This window comes from Flavobacterium sp. 38 (assembly GCF_057799715.1).
The window spans coordinates 382,582-401,390 of the sequence record NZ_JBYNWZ010000004.1; the positions used below are offsets into that span (position 1 = coordinate 382,582).

The following is an 18,809-nucleotide window of genomic DNA, read 5'->3' on the forward strand; positions in this document are numbered from 1 at the left end:
GCTACTAAATTTTGTCTAAGATATAAAGAATTCTGTTTTCAACTGTATCTTTTGGAACCTCAATCAGTTCGTAACCATATTTTTTATAAGTCTCAACAAGATGCTCCTGAATTTTTACTGCCTGATCAAAATTTTCATAACGCTCAGCATCACTTTGGTAAATTTCTTCCCAAGGCGGTAAAATAAAGGTTTTAGAATATTTGAAATCTTCGCAAGCTTTCGTAAAATGCTCAGGATATTCATCGCCAATATAATCCATATAAGCTACAACATCAGGAATTCCACGGTCGATAAAAACTACATTAGCAGGTTCTTCAAGAGCATTTTTGTATTGTTCAATACGACCTTCCAACAACATTTCGCTAAACAAAAGAGGCTGTTCCAGAAACAGCTGCTCAATGCCTTGTTCTTGCGCTTTCATGGTAACCTGTCTAGAGATTTCAGGATAGCAGCAAAAGCCACGAGCTACCAATTCGTTAATAAGAGTCGATTTTCCAGTACCAGGTCCGCCAAGCAAGACAATAATTTCTTTTTGCACTATTCTAAAAATAAAGCGCAAATTTACCTAAACTTATTTGTAATTAAAAAATAATATTTGCTTTGAGCGAATGATTTCGCATTTTTTGGAGACATGGGTTCCTGCTGTCCGCTACAATCTTTTGCTTTTTAAAGGAAAAAGCAAAAGGATTTCCACTCCCATCAGGGCTAAAGAGGAGAAATGGTTTTGTTTTTGGAAATATTTTTTTTGCTTCTCTGTACAGCTCCTGCAAGGTTTTCAAAACCTTGTAGGTGTTTTTGTAGATTAATAAACGTTTAAAAATTATACCTACAAGGTTTTGAAAACCTTGCAGGAAATCCAAATTTTCAGCTTTAACGAAAAATTTGCCACCATTTCTTTTTGAGTCTTTTTGTGATTAATCTCGGATTGTCTTTCAATAAATTCCCATTAAAATCAATGACATATTCGTTAGATTCAAAATCAAATAGCTTGATAATATTGTTTTGGATAGAAAACTCGTTTTTGCCTTCAGGATTTAACCAAATATCTCTTCCTCCAAAACTCCAAAGGATTTCTCCATCTTTTGTTATTCGGAATATTTCTAATTCTCCATGAATTACAAAATCTTCTTCTAGTTTGTAGATGCAAAAATTGGTAAATTGATCAAATTCTTTCTGCCAAATTATATCCAATGAAGGGATTTCTAAACAGTAAATTTTATTGGAAACAATAATCCATATTTTATCGTTTTCTATAATAAAGGAGTTTTCAGATATTCCTGTTGCGCCATTAGTTTCGCATATTAATACGCTTGAAATTTCGATTCCGTATTCTTTAATTATAATAGCGTGTTTACTGCTTGGACGAAATTCATTTTCTTCAAAATAGACTTTTTGATATTGATATAAATTGCCCAATGAATCAAATTTGAAATTTTTATCGTCAATAACTTCAATTTCAAAACTTTTATAATCAATTTTTATCATTTTTATTTGAAATATTACTCACAAAACAAATATTTCGCAGGATCTTTTTTATTAGAAGGAACAATCAAATGCGACTGAAACTTTTTTCCTTTCAAAACATCATTTACAAAATCTAAAACATATTGTTTTCCGTCATGAAAAAGATAACCCGAAAATTCATGTCCGCCGCCACAGAAAGTAATCAGTTCAATGTCTTTATGTAAATCATTCATTTGGTTATAAACGGCATAAGAGCCAAAAAGAATCAACCAGCCAGAAGCGTTAGTCGGGCAGGAGCGATGCGAACCCGCAGCGTACGGAACCGTGTCGTCATTGCTTCCGTGCGCCAACAACATCGGAATCGCTTTTTCTTTCGTAATCAAATTAATATCCTGAATCGCTCCCGAACCTCCAATAAAACCTTTGTATTTGAAGTTTTCTGGCAGATTGCTTTTGTATAAATTCATCAGTTTATAATCCCAGAAAGAAGCGTGGAAACCAATTTCGGCACCAGCACTAATTCCAGAAATGAATATTTTAGAAGTATCCAAATTGTACTTATTAGCATTTTCAACTAAAAATCCAGTTGCTTGCCACATATCGCTCACGCCGATTTGGATCGCTTTTATTTTTTCGGTTAAAGTTCCTTTACAGCCAAAATCTTTTCCTTTCATGTATAAACTGTATGAAATGCTTGCAACAGCATAGCCATTCTGCGCCATAAATTTTCCGAAATCTTTTTCGCTTGTACGTTCTCCACCAGAAAAACCACCACCGAAAGCAAATAAAATCAACGGAATTTTTTCGCCAGCTTTTACTTTTGGCAGATATAAATCTAAATCTAGTTTTAAAGTATCGTTTTGGAAGTAAGTAAGGGTTTTAATTTCTTGTGACTGAATTGAATTTATTGCAAGAACGATAAAAAGTAAAAAAAGTTTTTTCATTGTAAATGGTTTTAATCTCGCAAAGTCGCGAAGGCGCAGAGTTTTTCGCAATATTGTCATTTCGACGAAGGAGAAATCTTCGCGAGGAGCTCGACAAAGATTGGTTAAATTCAGTGAGGAGTTACTTGTGGAGATTTCTCCTTCGTCGAAATGACAAACAGTACGATGTAATATTTGCTTCTAGATGATTTTGCGAGAAATATTTGAAGTATTGTTTTTTCAAATATAATATGAAAATTTACAAAGAAATAATCTTCCAAAGCTTTTTTCTATGCACCTTTGTCACTTTGTAACTTTGCACCTTTTTTCAAAATAAAAAATCTAAAAAATCTGAAATCAAAACCGTATATTTGCGTTTATTTTTAATTACGAATGGAGAACGATAAAGAAAAAAATACAGCCGAATTTTACGAAAGATTAAAATTAGAGCTAGATAACGCAAATACTTGGCCAGCAGAATACTTGTACAAATTTATTGTGCCTTCTGTAGCAGACAATGTGGAGCGTGTCGAAAAAGCTTTTGACAGAATGGGAGCAGTTATTAAAACAACAAAATCAAAAACAGGTAAATTTACCAGTGTTTCTGTAGATGTTACGATGCACAGCTCAGATGATGTAATCAGTAAATACAAAGAAGTTTCTACAATAGAAGGTATAGTTTCATTATAAACTTATGATCGAAAAATATAAAAGAGAAGCCGCAAGCGATGTTGTCTACAATTTAGAATACAATTCTGAAAGACAGCGTTTAATTATTCCAGAATACGGTCGTCATTTGCAAAAACTGATTGACCAGGCCACTGCTATTGAAGATGATGAAACGCGTAACAAAGCTGCAAAATATATCATTCAAGTTATGGGAAGTCTGAATCCGCATTTGCGAGATGTTCCAGATTTTCAGCATAAACTTTGGGATCAGCTTTTTATCATGTCTGATTTCAAATTGAATGTAGAATCGCCATATCCGATTCCGTCTAAAGAGGTTTTAGAGTTAAAACCAGACGTTTTGCAGTATCCGCAGAATTTCCCGAAATACAGATTTTACGGCAACAACATCAAATATATGATTGATGTTGCGAATAAATGGGAAGAAGGCGAGATGAAAAATGCGCTGATAATGGTCATTGCCAATCACATGAAAAAATCGTTCTTAAGCTGGAACAAAGACACCGTAAAAGACGATGTGATTTTTGAGCATTTATATGAATTGTCTGGTGGCAAAATCAATTTACTGCACAGCACAGAAGAACTTTTAAATACGACAGATTTAATGCGTACAAACAAACGCATGTCTAACAAAACAGCTTCTGGCGCACAGCCAAAAATTCAGAATAACAAAAACAATAACAATAAGGGAGGTCAGAAAAAGACATTTCAAAAAAACAATAATCAGAAATAAAAAGCTGCTAAGTGTCTAAGCTACTAAGACGCTAAGCTTTTTTTGCAAAAAGAAAAAACTTAGAACCTTAGAACCTCAGTAACTCAGAACCTAAACAAGATCTATGGGAATTTTTAAAATCGAAGGAGGAACTCCTTTAAAAGGAGAAATCACTCCGCAAGGAGCAAAAAATGAGGCGTTACAAATTTTATGTGCCGTGCTTCTAACAGGAGAGAAAGTAAAAATTAATAACATTCCTGATATTATAGACATCAATAAATTAATCACTTTGTTGGGTAATTTAGGGGTGAAAATTCAACGTAATGAACCAGGTTCTATTACATTTCAAGCTGACGAAGTTAATGTTGGCTATTTAGAAACTGAAGCTTTCAAAAAAGAAGGTGGAGCGCTTCGTGGTTCTATTATGATTGTTGGTCCGCTTTTGGCTCGTTTCGGAAAAGGATATATTCCAAAACCAGGAGGAGACAAAATCGGACGTCGTAGATTAGATACGCACTTTGAAGGTTTTATTAACCTTGGAGCAAAATTTAGATATAACAGAGAAGATCATTTCTACGGAGTAGAATCTCCAGAAGAAGGACTTCAAGGAACAGATATGCTTCTTGACGAGGCTTCTGTAACTGGAACTGCAAACATTGTAATGGCTGCTGTTTTAGCAAAAGGAAAAACTACAGTTTACAATGCTGCTTGTGAGCCTTACTTACAGCAGTTATGTAAAATGTTAAACTCTATGGGAGCAAAAATCACTGGAGTTGGTTCGAACTTATTGACTATTGAAGGAGTTGAAAGCCTTGGCGGATGCGAGCACAGAATTCTTCCAGATATGATCGAAATCGGTTCTTGGATTGGTCTTGCGGCTATGACAAAAAGCGAAATCACAATCAAAAATGTTAGCTGGGAAAATTTAGGATTGATTCCGAATACTTTCAGAAAATTAGGTATTACAATCGAAAAACGTAACGACGATATTTATATTCCGGCTCACAAAGACGGATATGAAGTGAAAACGGATATCGACGGTTCTATCTTAACTATTGCAGACGCACCGTGGCCAGGATTTACGCCTGACTTATTAAGTATCGTTTTAGTTGTGGCAACACAAGCAAAAGGAGATGTGTTGATTCACCAAAAAATGTTCGAAAGCCGTTTATTCTTCGTGGATAAATTAATCGATATGGGAGCAAAAATTATGTTATGTGACCCGCATAGAGCTGTGGTTATGGGACACAATTTTGAATCTCAATTGAAAGCAACTACAATGTCTTCTCCAGATATTCGTGCGGGAATCTCATTGTTGATTGCAGCGCTTTCTGCAAAAGGAACAAGTACAATCCAAAATATTGAGCAAATCGACCGTGGATACGAGCGTATCGACGAGCGTTTAAGAGCAATTGGAGCAAAAATCGTGAGAGCGTAAATTGTTAGCCACGAATTACACGAATTGCACTAATTTTTAATTTTGAATTTCAATTATACGAATTTGATTTAAAAATTAGTGTAATAAAACGCAAAGTAAATCTTCGTGTAATTTGTGAAATTCGTGGCGAAAAAAAATATAGTCGTAAATGACAAACGAACAAAAAGCTGTAAAAGCAACTATTTTTAGTATAGCCGGAAACACCTGCTTAGCCTTGACAAAAGGTTTAGCGGGTTTTTTTGGCAATTCTTATGCCTTGATTGCCGATGCGATCGAATCGACGACGGATATATTTTCGTCTTGTTTGGTTTTGTTCGGAATCAAGTATTCTAATAAACCTGCAGACGAAAACCATCCATACGGACATGGTCGCGCAGAACCTTTAATTACTTTTTTGGTTGTTGGATTTTTAATTACTTCGGCAACTATCATTGGCTACGAAAGTATCGCAAACATTAATACTTCTCACGATTTACCTAAATCTTGGACTTTGTATGTTTTAGGTGCCATTATTATTTGGAAAGAGTATTCTTTTCGCGTGGTAATGAAGCGTAGCAAACAGACCAATAGTTCGTCTTTGGCGGCCGATGCTTGGCATCATCGCAGTGACGCAATAACTTCTGTAGCTGCATTTATCGGAATTTCTTTTGCGCTTATTATGGGTAAAGGATATGAATCTGCAGATGATTGGGCAGCACTTTTTGCAGCTTGTTTTATTCTTTACAATAGTTATAAAATCTTCAGACCCGCGCTAGGCGAAATCATGGATGAAAATCTTAATGATGATTTGGTAGAAGAAATTCGGGTAGTTTCTTTAACTGTAACGGGAATATTAGGAACTGAAAAATGTTATATAAGAAAAGCTGGAATGCGTTATCATGTGGATCTTCATGCCATTGTCTCGGCTAAAATTTCTGTAAAAGAAGGCCACGATTTATCGCATAAACTTCAAGATACCTTAAAAGAAGAAATTCCTCAATTGGGAAATGTTTTGATTCATATCGAGCCAGATGATTATCATTGCTGAAAAGGTTCAAAGTCACAAAGTTACAAAGTTGCAAAGTTACAAAGGTTTTAGTCTCTAAGTAACCTTTGTCAAAGTTTAAAACTTTGACAAAGGTCTCAAAGAACTTCAATCTTTGTAACTTTGCAACTTTGTAACTTTGTAACTTTGTCTCTTTGTCACTTAATCTAGAACATTCAAAATCTTTAATCCAAACACAACACCATTTTGCTGAATGCCGCTTTGGTAAGAATGCACATAATCGATTCTGAATAATTTGAATTTTCCGAAACCAAGATTATCTAAACCAACTGTAAATTCAGTATACGGATTCCTGTCAGGAAGTGCCAAGGCATGAAAACCAAGATTCATTGTTGATTTTAAAATATTCAATAACGGAATTTTATTCATAATAAATCCCGTGTCATTGTATTCGGTGTGCATTTCAAAATAACTGTCGTTTGTGCTGTTTGAATAGTATGGCATCATGTTGAAAACATTCAAATAACGTTCACTTGTTCCGATATGAGTTTGGTTTCCGTTAAAATGTCTGTAATCGACAAATGATATATTTTTAGCATTAAAGAATTTTCCAGCTCTAAAATTAGTTCCCAAAACACCTTTATTTCCAAGCGATAAATCATATTGAACAGAAGCGCCAATTCTTTCATATTCGTATTTTTTTTCGCTTGCCGCGAATGCCTTTTCGAATGCTAAATAAATCGTCGGATATTTATCATCTTTAAAATTAAATCGTCCGTCTGGGCGTGAAATATATTTGTTTCCAAAATTTATTCTCGTTGTTACCAAAGCCTTAAACAAATGATGTTGGTCAAAAGCAGGAGTAATAAAATCATTTGGAGCCAACGGATTATTTGAAGAATAAATATCATCTTTTTTAAAGAAGGAGTAATCAGTCGTGTTGAAAAGCGGTTTGCGTTGTTCGTAGCCTATTTTTCCAGTAAGATTAATTCCGTTTGCAATATCCTGACCGTAATTTATTTCAGCAAATTCCAAATTATACAGTTTCATATAATTGTCTTTAAAGAACAGAGAACTTATAGAATTGACAAATTTAGAAATCGGTTCAGCACTATTAAATTGAGCCGTTTTTACACCTCCAGAACCCCAAATTGTGGCATAATTGATCGTATTAAATCTATGGCTGAATTGTCCAATAGCACGAAAACGCTCATCTGAAAATCCGTAATTAAAAGTGGTGCTTATCGAAGTACTTTTTCCTTCCTCTTCATTCCATTTTTTAAAAGAAAAACCAGAATCCAGATTAAAACCCTGAACGGTATTAAAACTCAAAGAAGCGATGTTCAGCAAACCTTTATAATCAAAAGAATATTTTTTATACGTGTTTTTATAATCGTACCCCATTAAAATATCCCAAACCTTAAATTTATTGTTTTTGGCATCAATAGAATCGGTGTATTTTTTAGATTTTCGAATGGTTTGCAAACTGTCTTTTTTCGCGTAATCAGTACTTTCTTCAAGGGTTAACGGAATTGGACGGATTTCATTCCAAAAAACATCATCTTTTTTGTTCGCGTTGAGTTCAAAAGCTACAAGTTCATTTCCAAAAGTTTTCTTTTCAAAGGAGGCTGGAAATTCATAATTGGAATAAACATAATTGAAATTTCCAGAGAATTTTACACCAAAAATGCCCGCATTAAAAGAAAGTGTCTGTGCGTTTTTTGACCAGATTTTGTTCTTTGTGTTGTAGCTGAAACTCTGTTTTAATTTCATTATTTCTGTAAACTCATTTTTCATTCTGTAGCCTTTAATTTCGAGATCAATGGCATAAATAGCAAAACTGTCGTCTACAATATAAATATAACCTTCAAAAACAGGCTCTTTATCACGTTTCGGAATTACTTTAATTTTGTTAATCTGTTGATTGTTATCGTCATAAAAAGTGCTTTCCAATTTATATTTGTAATAATTGAAAGCATTGTCTGCGATTGGTGAAATCAGCTTGACGTCAAAATCTAAAGCATTGTCGTAAAAGTCATAATTGGATAATGCGGCTGTGTTGTAGCTGTAACCACGGTTGTTTCCAGAAACTTTGGAGGCAATAATGTTTTCTTTAAAGTTGTTTGGTTTCTCATAACTAACTTTAGAAATGGTTTCAGATAAATATAAAATCCCAGTTCCTGTAGAATCTAAATTGGAAGACATATCTTCGCCCAATTCTACTTTTTTGCCCAGAAATTTTTTAGGAAGATCTTTAACCTTAAACATTCCTTTCGAATAAAAATCGACGGTGTATCTTTCGGTTTTATCTGAGTTCTCCTTTTTGTTTGCGATAGCGCTTCTTATAATTGCATTGGCCGGATTGTTTTTAGGATCGATTACAACTTCATTCAATGCAAAACTTTCTTCCTGAAGCTTAACATCCAAAGTAACCATTTTTGTTCCTGATGCAACGCTTATTTTTTGAGTTTTAAAACCTAAATATTGAAAAGTAATTTTGTTCTTTCCAATTTCTTTTACATTCAGCTGATATTTTCCTTGTTCATTTGAAGTAGTTCCAGCATACGTATTCTCTTCAAAAACGGATACAAACGGAAGCGGATTTCCTTTGTCATCTGTAATTGTTCCTTTAATTTGAGAAAAAGCTGTAATTGAAAAAAATAGAAAGGCAAATAAAGTAATGTTTCTCATGTAGTGTGGCTTATCTTACAAAAATATAACAAGTTAAATCTGAGCTTATTAATAATTTGTTAAATTCCAGAAACTACAAAAGATACTTGGTCAGACTGAGCAAAGTCGAAGGCCTATAAAAATGATTGGATTGCCAGCTCGTAACTTTTTAGTCCGAAACCTAAGATTACTCCTTTTGCATTTCCTGATAAATAAGACTGGTGCCTAAAACTTTCTCTAGCGTAAGTATTAGAAATATGAACTTCTATTACGGGAGTTGTGACCGCTTTCATAGCATCTCCTAAACCAATTGAAGTATGCGTGTACGCACCGGCATTCAAAATAATTCCGTCAAAAGTAAAACCGCATTCCTGAATTTTGCCAATCAATTCGCCTTCAATATTGCTTTGGTAATACGAAAGTTCAATGTTTGGAAATTTTTGTTTCAACGTTTCAAAATAATCTTCAAAAGTTTGGCTACCGTAAACTTCAGGTTCTCTTTTTCCTAAAAGATTCAAATTAGGTCCGTTGATGATGCAGATTTTCATAAAATAAAAAATTTAATAGTGATGCGAAGGCATTTTATAAGTAAGCGTAAAAATAAAAAAACCGCACTAATAAATAGAGCGGTTTTTGTAAAAGTATGTGATATTCTTTTAGAACATGTATCCAGCAGAAAGTTGGAATACAGAGTTTTTAAAGTCAGCTTCTTCTGAAATTTCAGTTAGACCAATTCCGTAACGAGCTTGAACAAAAAGACCTCCAACTACTTTTAATCCTAGACCAGCATTAAGAGAGAAGTCAAATGTATTTGGATCTGCTGCATCAAATTCTTTTTTATTGCTAACAAGGAATGATGCTTGTGGACCAAGTTCTAAGCTAAGAGATTTAGTCATGTAGATTTTTGCCATTACCGGAATAGCAATATAACCCATTTCGTTTTTAAATTCTGAAATAGCATTTTTATACGTTGCTCCTTGAGTAGTATACAAAAGCTCTGGCTGAATTGAGAATTTTTCTAATAATTTAAGTTCAGCTACAAGACCTGCGTGGTAGCTTGTAATACCTTCTTTGTCAACAGAAATTCCTTCAAAGTCAGAACCTCCTGTTTGGTTAGCAAAGTTAACCCCTGCCTTAACCCCGATTTGTACAAATTGTGCGTTTACTGCTGCTGATGTTGCAAGGAACATAACAGCTACTAAAAGTATTTTTTTCATAAAAAGGTTTTTAAAAATTGGTATTTTAAATGTTATTTATAGATCAAAACTACATATTTAGGGTTTTATTGCATTATATTTTGGATTAAATAATTAATAAAATTCCCACTGAAATTTAAAATACAGCTTGAAAAAAGTCGCGAATTGCTATTATTTCCCTGAGAATCAGATACTATTTAAGGAGGTTTTTTCTGCCTTATTCTATTGTTTTTTTAACTTAAGCTGGAGTGTATTTTGTAGGCGCAATCTTATTTTTGTTTATATAAAATCAAAATAATATTGAAAATTATGAAAAAAATTGTTTTAGCTGCTGTTGCAGTATTAACTTTCGGTTGGGCAAATGCTCAGGAAGTTAAATTTGGAGTTAAGGGAAGTTTGGCTATTTCGAATTTAAGTGGGGATACTGATGGAGCAGATGTGAAATCAAAAATAGGATTCAATGCTGGTGGTTTTGCAGAAATTAAATTGGCAGATAAATTTGCAGTACAGCCAGAGATTTTATACTCTTTGCAAGGGGCAAAAATTGAAAATGTAGGAATGGAAGTTGAAGATAGTTTTGTTAATACACATACAACTTTTAATTTATCATATATAAATATCCCAGTAATGTTGAAATATTACGTTGCAGAGAAATTCAGTATTGAGGCTGGTCCGCAAATAGGGTTTTTAACGTCTGCAAAAGGCGTTGTTAAGATAGATGGCTACCAAGGAGAGTTCAAAGAGAATGCTAAGGAGATATTCCAATCTACTGATTTTACATTAAATCTTGGTTGCGGATACAATTTTGCAGAAAATATTTCTGCTGGAGTGAGATATGGTATCGGATTGTCTAATATCGCAAAACAAGTGGCAGGAGAAGATTTTAAATTGCATAATAATGTTTTCTCTTTATCAGTGGGATATAAGTTTTAGTTAAAGCAATCAATTTATATAAGCCTCTTTACTAAAATGAAGAGGTTTTTTTATTGTGAAAATTCTATTTTAAAACTGACTTAATCAAAAATTAACAATTATAGCTATAAATACTATTTTATTTGTTAAATTCCTAATATGCATTTATGAAGAATATTTTTATATTTGATCTATTAATTTAACCCAAAACAAATTAGAATGAAAAAAATAATTTTATCTGCCATTGCAATTATGGCTTTTGCATTTTCGAATGCTCAAGAAACAAGATTTGGAATAAAAGGAGGTTTAAATATCACTACTTTTGCAGGTGGAGATTATTGGGATGCTAACTCTTTAGTAGGTTTTCAAGTTGGAGGTTTTGCTGAGATTAAAGTTATAGAGAGATTATCTATTCAGCCAGAACTTTTGTTTTCTACTCAAGGTGCTAAAATTGAATTAGCTGGGAACAATGATTTCGATACTAAATTAAACTATATTAATGTTCCTGTTTTAGCAAAGTTCTACATAACAAAACAATTTACTGCTGAGGCTGGACCACAATTAGGATTTTTAGTTTCTGCAAAAAGCGAAGGAGAAGATGTTAAAGACGGTTTTAAATCTGTAGATACAGGATTTAATTTTGGACTTGGATATAACTTTACAGATAATTTTTCAGTGAATGCTCGTTATACTGTTGGTTTATCTAATATCACAGATAACGATGCAGATACTTGGGATGAGTATTATGATAGTCCGAAAAACAGCGTTTTTGCTATAACTGTAGGTTATAAATTCTAAATCTGAATTTGTAAATATTATAAAAACCTTCCTTTCTTAGGGAGGTTTTTTGTTTTAAAATTTTAATAAATGGGCTTTAAAAATATATATATATAATTTCTAAATTTTATTTTGAAAGAAAATATACATGTAAATTTTTTATTTTGTAAAAAATATATTATAATTGTATTTTATTAACAAATTTAATATTTTTATGAGAAATTATTTTACAATTTTTTTAAGTACCACATTTTGTTTGTTTTTTATAAACTGTGATAATAAGGATGATTCTGAACTTACTCAAGTAAATTACGAATCAAAATTAAAAGTTGATAAATTATATGATTCAAATTCCAATCTGAAAAGAGAGTTTGGCAAGGCTTTAGTAAAATCACTAAAAGAAAGTAAAGCATTAAGGGATTTAATTAAAAATGAGTCGCTAAAAATGTTTGATAATGATTATGAAGTTTTGTATCAAATGATCAAGGATGAAAAATTAGAGAATAATTTAACCTTGAGACAAAGTATTCTTCAAAATTTAGGTAGTGAGGAGTTGTTAAATCAAATTGAATTAAATAATCCTACTTTGACGATTTTTGTGCCAGAATTACCTGCAAATTCTTTTTCTGCTAAGTTATGGGATACACAAAATCAAATACCAAAGGTTGCAATTAGTGTTAATACAAGTAATGATGTTCCGATCATCAATTTAGATGGTTCGGAGGAAATTATTAAGGCTCAGTATATTCCTTCTTTTCCTGTTGTAGTTTTAAAAGACAATGAACGAATAGTGGTAGATAATACCTCCAATCGAAAGGATGCCAAGGCATTGTCAATTGCTAATATAAATGGGAAGGACTATAAGTTCCTGGATGATTGTTTTGATGGTTCAAAAAAAATAGAGAGCAAGACCGCTCGTATTGTTCCCATTATGTATTTTGATCCAGTTTTAATCACAGCTTATAATACTTATACTGCTTTAAATGTCGATGGCTGGCAAAGAGATTATATATATTATGGCATAACGCCAAACACTCCTAAAGGACCATTTAAGTATAATTTTCAAGAGTCAATAAAAACTTTTTCTTTGCAAGGAGATCCAGTAGCCGCTTTTAATAAAATTAGTGATCAAACGAATGATCCTCAATTACCACTTGGAGCTTTTTCTCCTCCAGGGGCAATGCCAGAAAAAATTGCATCTTGGACTGGAGGAAATTTTGAATTTAAAATTAGAGTAATAGTGAATGGAAAGAATGGAGTTGGATCAGAAATCATAAAGTATTTTAATGCAAAAGTTTCTGATTTATTTGATTTTACTTATGTAAACACTTCATTTTGGATGTTTGAAAGAAGAATTAATGGTTTGAAATCGATGGATTTAAATATTCCAATTTTTGGTTGGGACTTAGATCAGTATGCTTCGACAATTAAAATTGATATTGAAGAAATTGATTTAACTGAAACGACTGTCTTAACAGAATCCAGAGCTGTTGAATTTGCTTCTAATTTTGGAGTAGAAGTTAGTGGGGGTTATCAAGAATACGTTAAGATTGGACTTAAATACGGGACAAGTCAAAAAATTAATACAACAAGTACGGTTCAAAGAACTTTTACTCAAGGTAATGACCTTCTTGGAGATGTTATTGTGAACTTTGCAGATAATGTTGTTATCAGTAGACAGCCTAATACAGTTACAACTAGGGAGTATAGTTCTGGTCTGTATTCTATTACTGTTGAGCCTATGCGTGTTCAATAATTCAAATTTTAAAATATTTTATAAAACCTTCCTTCAACGGGAAGGTTTTTTTATGCCAAAAAATCATTTACTTTGTAAATATGAATTGGAGCAGATATATTAAAGATTATCAGTCGTACTTAAGGATTGAGAGGGGTTTGTCTAAAAATACGATCGAAAACTACGGCTTTGATATTGAGCGTTTGTGTCTTTTTTTAGAAACCAACAAGATTGATGTTTCGCCTATAAAAATTTCCGACGAAACGTTGCAGCAATTTATTTATACTGTTGCTAAAGAAGTAAATCCAAGGTCGCAGGCAAGGATTATTTCTGGACTTAAAAGTTTTTTCAATTATCTGGTTTTCGAAGATTATAGAAACGATAATCCTTTAGAATTAATAGAAGCTCCAAAAACAGGTCGTAAATTACCCGATACTTTATCGCTTCAGGAAATCGATGCTTTAATAGAAACAATCGACTTAAGCACCAATGAAGGCGAGAGAAACAGAGCGATGCTAGAAACTTTATACGGCTGCGGATTGCGTGTTTCTGAATTGATTTCGCTAAAAATTTCAGATCTTTTTTTTGATGAAGGTTTTATTAAAATTACGGGTAAAGGAAACAAGGAAAGATTTGTTCCGATTGGGCCATTAACTCAAAAATATATTGATATTTATAGAAATGCGGTGCGGTGTAATCTCACGATTAAAAAAGGAGCAGAAGATACTTTATTTTTAAACAGAAGAGGAAATCAGCTAACTCGCGCCATGGTTTTTACCATTATCAAAGATCTTGCGCAAAAAATGGGGCTGAAGAAAAGTATAAGTCCGCATACCTTACGCCATTCTTTTGCAACTCATCTATTAGAAAATGGAGCAGATTTGAGATCTATTCAATTAATGCTTGGCCACGAATCTATCACGACAACAGAAATTTATGTGCATTTAGATCGCAGTTTTTTAAAAGAAGTAATGCATAGTTTTCATCCTAGGAAATGATTTTTTGCAGTATTGTGTGTTTTTGTTTTGAAAATTTATATATTGTGTTAAAATTTTAATTTAATAGGAATAAAAAGCATTAAAACGAGTTGGTTTGTTTGCTTTTTCCGAGTAAGTTCTGAATATCTTATTTACATAAAGAAGTAGTATATGGTTTTTGATTTATATGGAAATGACGATTGCTTAGAGCTAAATAATTTTTACAAAAAATTGTTGGCCGAAATGCCCGACCTGCTTTTTCAATTTGTTATTGATTCCGATAATAATTACACTTTTCCCCTTGTCAGTAAATCGGCAGACGAAATATTTGAACTTTCTGCAGCCGATTTTAAAAATGATATAAAGTATATAATCTACGATCGAATTTTACCTCAAGATCGCGATCATTTTTTTCAATCGTTAGTTGCGGCTAGAAAAGAAAAAAAGCCGTGGGAAATTGAGTTCAGAGCCATGCTTCCTAAAAAAGGAATCCGCTGGTTTAAGATTTCTTCCAAAACAGAATCTTCAGCAAATGGAAATGTAATTTTTTACGGTCATGTTTCGGATATTACCGAATTAAAAGATAAAGAAGAAAAGCTTAGAATTTCAGAAGAACGATTTCAGTTTGCTCTTGATGCTTCTACGGTAGGAATCTGGGATTGGGACATGGTTACCAACAGGGTTTTTTATTCCTCCTTGTCTCTTAAAATTTTAGAATTAGAATCTACCGACGTTTTTGATGATCCAGAGCGTTGGGATAAAATCGTGCATCCAGACGATCTTCCAAAATATTACTCTGATATTCATGAGCATTTTGATAACAAGATTCCGTTTTACGAAAATTACCATCGTGTAATGACTTCCAGCGGTAATTATAAGTGGATTTTAGACCGTGGAAAAGTGATTAAACGGGATGAAAACGGAAAGCCTTTGCGTGTAATTGGAACTCATACCGATGTTTCTGCTCAAAAAGAAAAAGAGCTGGAACTTATAAAAACGATGAAATTATACAGCGATCAAAATAGCCGATTGTTGAACTTTTCGCATATTGTTTCGCATAATTTAAATACACAAGCTGGGAATATAAAATCGATTTTAGACTTTATTGATGCCGATGTAAATAAACAGACCGTAGCAGAAATGCTGGAACATTTGCGTACGGTTTCTAATGATTTGAATGAAACGATTTCAAATCTTACTCAAATTGTAAAAACGCAGAGTAATATTAATATTGCGGTAGTGCCGTTAAAACTTTGTGAGTATGTCGAAAAGACAATTTCGACAATTAAAGGGTATGATAAACAGCGCAACGTAACGATTATAAACAACGTTCCGAAGTATTTAACGATTAATTTTAATCCAGCCTATATGGAAAGTGTTTTGTTGAATTTTACAACAAATGCGATTAAATATGCGCATCCAGATCGAGATCCGGTAATTACTTTTGATTTTGCAATAGAGCCTGAAGGTTTTAAATCGCTTAAGATTACAGATAATGGCCTAGGAATCGATTTGAAAGTTTATGGCGATTTATTGTTCGGAATGTATAAAACTTTTCATAAGCATGAAGAGGCCCGCGGAATTGGATTGTATATTACAAGAAATCAAATTGAAGCGATGAAAGGAACTGTGGAAGTGGAAAGTGAAGTAGGAGTAGGGACAAGCTTTAAAATCGTTTTTAATGATATGTAGATTTTGGGACTTCTTTTGATGAAGAATGTTTTAGAGAATAGAAAATAGAATAAAGAAAATAGAGTAAAGAGAATAGAGTAAAGAGAATAGATTATAAAATATAAAAAAAAACAAAAGGCTGTCAATTGACAGCCTTTTGTTTTTTTTTATATTTTATATTACTTGGGATTATTTAGCAATGTTTACAGCCCTAGTTTCTCTAATAACTGTAACTTTTACCTGTCCAGGATAAGTCATTTCTGTTTGAATTTTTTGTGAAATTTCGAAAGATAAGTTTGCTGCGTTATCATCAGAAACTTTTTCGCTTTCTACAATTACACGAAGTTCTCTACCAGCTTGAATTGCATACGCATTTTTCACACCGCTGAATCCGTAAGCTACATCTTCAAGATCTTTCAGACGCTGAATGTAAGAATCTAAAACCTGGCGTCTTGCTCCTGGTCTTGCTCCAGAAATAGCATCACAAACCTGAATAATTGGAGAAAGTAAAGATTTCATTTCAATCTCGTCGTGGTGTGCTCCAATAGCGTTGCAAACCTCCTCTTTTTCACCGTATTTCTCAGCCCACTGCATACCTAATAGTGCGTGAGGTAAATCACTTTCTGTATCAGGCACTTTTCCGATATCGTGTAATAAACCAGCTCTTTTTGCCAATTTCACGTTTAGTCCTAATTCTGCTGCCATAATACCGCAAAGTTTAGAAACCTCTCTCGAGTGCTGTAATAAGTTTTGTCCGTATGAAGAACGGTATTTCATTCTACCCACAACTTTAATTAATTCTGGGTGTAAACCATGAATTCCTAAGTCGATTACTGTGCGTTTTCCAACCTCGATAATTTCGTCATCAATTTGTTTAGCTGTTTTAGCAACAACTTCTTCAATTCTTGCAGGGTGAATACGTCCGTCAGTTACTAATTTGTGTAAAGATAAACGGGCAATCTCTCTACGAACAGGATCAAAACAAGAAAGAATAATTGCCTCTGGCGTATCATCAACAATGATTTCAACTCCAGTAGCCGCTTCAAGAGCTCTAATATTACGACCTTCACGACCGATAATTCTACCTTTTACATCGTCAGATTCAATATTAAAAACAGATACACAGTTTTCAACCGCTTCTTCCGTTCCAACTCTTTGAATAGTGTTGATGATGATTTTTTTAGCTTCTTGCTGTGCTGTAAGCTTAGCCTCTTCAATAGTTTCCTGAATGTGAGACATTGCTTTTGTTTTAGCTTCAGCTTTTAAACCTTCAACCAATTGTTCTTTTGCTTCTTCAGCAGAAAGACCAGAAATTACTTCTAATTGCTGTAATTGACTTTTGTGAAGTTTGTCAACTTCAGCTTGTTTTTTGTCTAAAACTTCAATTTTATTATTGAATTCAGCTGTTTTAGCTTCAAATTCGTCATTTACTTTTTTAGCTTTAGAAAGTTCATTAGAAACTTGAGATTCTTTATCACGTACACGTTTTTCTACTTCAGCCACTTTTTTATCGCGTGCTAAAATAACTTGTTCGTGTTCTGATTTTAATTCGATAAAACGCTCTTTTGCTTGAAGGATTTTATCTTTTTTAATGTTTTCTGCTTCCAAATTAGCGTCTTTTAAGATTGAAGCGGCCTCTTTTTTAGCGTTTTTGATTAGGTTTGAAATATTACTTTTCTCGATAATTTTAGCTATTGCAAATCCTGCTGCAATACCTACAATACCAATAATGATCGTTATGATGTCCATGTTTGTTAGGGTTTATATATAAAAAAAGCCTACATTAATTGCTTGTATAAACTCGTAAAGACAAGTTTTGAGCTAACTCACTGTTCAAGTTTCCCAGCCAAAAGGAGGGCATACTATAGTAGCGACGATTTGCTCATTCTAAATTGTTAGTGTTGAGTTTACCAATTGTGAACTAATGTAGGCAGTATCTTAGTTTCTGTAAAGAACGTTTAATTTTCGAGATATTGATCTAAAAGCGTGTTTAATCTTTTAATTCTTTCGATGGTTTCTTCTCCGTCGATTGCATTATCAATCTGTTTTTGTTCTACTTGCGATGCAAATTGTAGTGCACACATGGCTAGAACGTCTTGTTTGTCACGAACCGCGTAATTTTCTTCGAACTGCTTTATCATAGCATCAATTTTTTTAGAAGCACTTCTAAGTCCTTCTTCCTGAGCGGGTTCAACCGTAAGTGGGTAAACGCGGTCTGCAATTGATATTTTAATTCTAAGCTTTCCGTCCATACTGTTAATCTGATAGTTGCGCTATACAGTAATCAATTTCGCGAATTAATGAATTTATTTTAAGCTTTGTCTCTCTCTTGTTATTGTCGCTGCCAAGCAACGAATTGGCTATCTTAAGTGTTTCATTTTGCTTCTTCAAAGCTTCCATTTCCTCAGATTGTTTCTGGATAATTTGCGCAGCTTTGGCTAGTTCTAATCGTAATACTTGATTGTTTTGTTCGAAAGCTTTTGATTTTTCAAAAAGCTTTTCGACTTTATATTCAAGAGTATCAATTATTTCTGCAATTACACTCATTATACATCCTATTCATTACTTAATCATACAAAGTTAGTATTCCTTTTTATTAATGCAATTTTTTCTCGATTTTTTTGCGTTAAAATTAATCAAATTAATGAATTTCAGTTAATTG

General features: G+C 33.2%; 18 protein-coding genes. 9 read left to right on the plus strand and 9 right to left on the minus strand.

Features of this window, described 5'->3' with window-relative positions; translation table 11 throughout:
* Nucleotides 1-4 precede the first annotated feature (4 nt).
* The 3 genes from AC3E9W_RS13000 to AC3E9W_RS13010 all read right to left on the minus strand — a co-directional run bounded on the left by AC3E9W_RS13000 (nt 5) and on the right by AC3E9W_RS13010 (nt 2,408).
* Nucleotides 5-538 carry an AAA family ATPase gene (locus tag AC3E9W_RS13000; RefSeq protein ID WP_488768692.1) on the minus strand — a complete coding sequence of 178 codons (534 nt, stop codon included), beginning with the start codon at nt 536-538 and terminating at the stop codon, nt 5-7.
* Nucleotides 539-870: 332 nt separating this feature from the next.
* Nucleotides 871-1,485 (minus strand): hypothetical protein, encoded by a 615-nt coding sequence (locus AC3E9W_RS13005; RefSeq protein ID WP_488768694.1) that lies wholly within the window; start codon nt 1,483-1,485, stop codon nt 871-873.
* 14 nt (nt 1,486-1,499) lie between these two features.
* Nucleotides 1,500-2,408 (minus strand): alpha/beta hydrolase family protein, encoded by a 909-nt coding sequence (locus AC3E9W_RS13010; RefSeq protein ID WP_488768695.1) that lies wholly within the window; start codon nt 2,406-2,408, stop codon nt 1,500-1,502.
* A gap of 372 nt (nt 2,409-2,780) precedes the next feature.
* Between AC3E9W_RS13010 and AC3E9W_RS13015 the strand changes: the two genes are divergently transcribed.
* The 4 genes from AC3E9W_RS13015 (at nt 2,781) to AC3E9W_RS13030 (ending at nt 6,251) form a co-directional block, all read left to right on the plus strand.
* Complete coding sequence (locus AC3E9W_RS13015) at nt 2,781-3,077, plus strand: DUF493 family protein (RefSeq protein ID WP_035649758.1); 297 nt, start codon at nt 2,781-2,783, stop codon at nt 3,075-3,077.
* A 4-nt stretch (nt 3,078-3,081) separates the two neighbouring features.
* Nucleotides 3,082-3,807, plus strand: coding sequence for a DUF4290 domain-containing protein (locus AC3E9W_RS13020; protein ID WP_306159091.1), 726 nt, complete (start codon nt 3,082-3,084; stop codon nt 3,805-3,807).
* Nucleotides 3,808-3,910: 103 nt separating this feature from the next.
* Nucleotides 3,911-5,224, plus strand: coding sequence for a UDP-N-acetylglucosamine 1-carboxyvinyltransferase (murA, locus tag AC3E9W_RS13025; RefSeq protein WP_091497287.1), 1,314 nt, complete (start codon nt 3,911-3,913; stop codon nt 5,222-5,224).
* A 148-nt stretch (nt 5,225-5,372) separates the two neighbouring features.
* Entirely contained in the window at nt 5,373-6,251 is an 879-nt protein-coding gene (locus AC3E9W_RS13030; RefSeq protein WP_306159088.1) for a cation diffusion facilitator family transporter, read from the plus strand.
* A gap of 159 nt (nt 6,252-6,410) precedes the next feature.
* Here AC3E9W_RS13030 and AC3E9W_RS13035 read toward each other — a convergent pair whose 3' ends face one another.
* From AC3E9W_RS13035 to AC3E9W_RS13045, 3 genes are all read right to left on the minus strand, one after another.
* Nucleotides 6,411-8,900 (minus strand): DUF5686 and carboxypeptidase regulatory-like domain-containing protein, encoded by a 2,490-nt coding sequence (locus AC3E9W_RS13035; RefSeq protein WP_488768696.1) that lies wholly within the window; start codon nt 8,898-8,900, stop codon nt 6,411-6,413.
* A gap of 113 nt (nt 8,901-9,013) precedes the next feature.
* Entirely contained in the window at nt 9,014-9,427 is a 414-nt protein-coding gene (gene aroQ / locus AC3E9W_RS13040; RefSeq protein WP_198858214.1) for a type II 3-dehydroquinate dehydratase, read from the minus strand.
* Between the two features lie 108 nt (nt 9,428-9,535).
* On the minus strand, nt 9,536-10,096 hold the full coding sequence (locus AC3E9W_RS13045; protein ID WP_306159083.1) for a porin family protein: 561 nt from the start codon (nt 10,094-10,096) through the stop codon (nt 9,536-9,538).
* 288 nt (nt 10,097-10,384) lie between these two features.
* On the opposite strand from AC3E9W_RS13045, the gene AC3E9W_RS13050 reads away from it, so the two are divergent.
* From AC3E9W_RS13050 to AC3E9W_RS13070, 5 genes are all read left to right on the plus strand, one after another.
* Nucleotides 10,385-11,008 (plus strand): porin family protein, encoded by a 624-nt coding sequence (locus AC3E9W_RS13050; protein ID WP_488768697.1) that lies wholly within the window; start codon nt 10,385-10,387, stop codon nt 11,006-11,008.
* Between the two features lie 198 nt (nt 11,009-11,206).
* On the plus strand, nt 11,207-11,785 hold the full coding sequence (locus AC3E9W_RS13055) for a porin family protein (protein WP_488768698.1): 579 nt from the start codon (nt 11,207-11,209) through the stop codon (nt 11,783-11,785).
* Between the two features lie 193 nt (nt 11,786-11,978).
* Entirely contained in the window at nt 11,979-13,520 is a 1,542-nt protein-coding gene (locus AC3E9W_RS13060) for a hypothetical protein (RefSeq protein WP_488768699.1), read from the plus strand.
* An 80-nt stretch (nt 13,521-13,600) separates the two neighbouring features.
* Entirely contained in the window at nt 13,601-14,497 is an 897-nt protein-coding gene (xerD, locus tag AC3E9W_RS13065) for a site-specific tyrosine recombinase XerD (RefSeq protein WP_306159077.1), read from the plus strand.
* 150 nt (nt 14,498-14,647) lie between these two features.
* A complete protein-coding gene (locus AC3E9W_RS13070) occupies nt 14,648-16,168 on the plus strand; it encodes a PAS domain-containing sensor histidine kinase (protein WP_488768700.1) in 1,521 nt (506 codons plus the stop codon).
* A gap of 168 nt (nt 16,169-16,336) precedes the next feature.
* Here the strand turns inward: AC3E9W_RS13070 and rny are convergent, their stop codons facing one another.
* The 3 genes from rny to AC3E9W_RS13085 all read right to left on the minus strand — a co-directional run bounded on the left by rny (nt 16,337) and on the right by AC3E9W_RS13085 (nt 18,694).
* Nucleotides 16,337-17,896, minus strand: a complete 1,560-nt coding sequence (rny, locus tag AC3E9W_RS13075) for a ribonuclease Y (protein WP_306159073.1) — start codon at nt 17,894-17,896, stop codon at nt 16,337-16,339.
* A 209-nt stretch (nt 17,897-18,105) separates the two neighbouring features.
* Entirely contained in the window at nt 18,106-18,399 is a 294-nt protein-coding gene (locus AC3E9W_RS13080; RefSeq protein ID WP_008464801.1) for a cell division protein ZapA, read from the minus strand.
* A 4-nt stretch (nt 18,400-18,403) separates the two neighbouring features.
* Nucleotides 18,404-18,694, minus strand: a complete 291-nt coding sequence (locus AC3E9W_RS13085; protein WP_008464802.1) for a hypothetical protein — start codon at nt 18,692-18,694, stop codon at nt 18,404-18,406.
* Nucleotides 18,695-18,809: the final 115 nt, after the last annotated feature.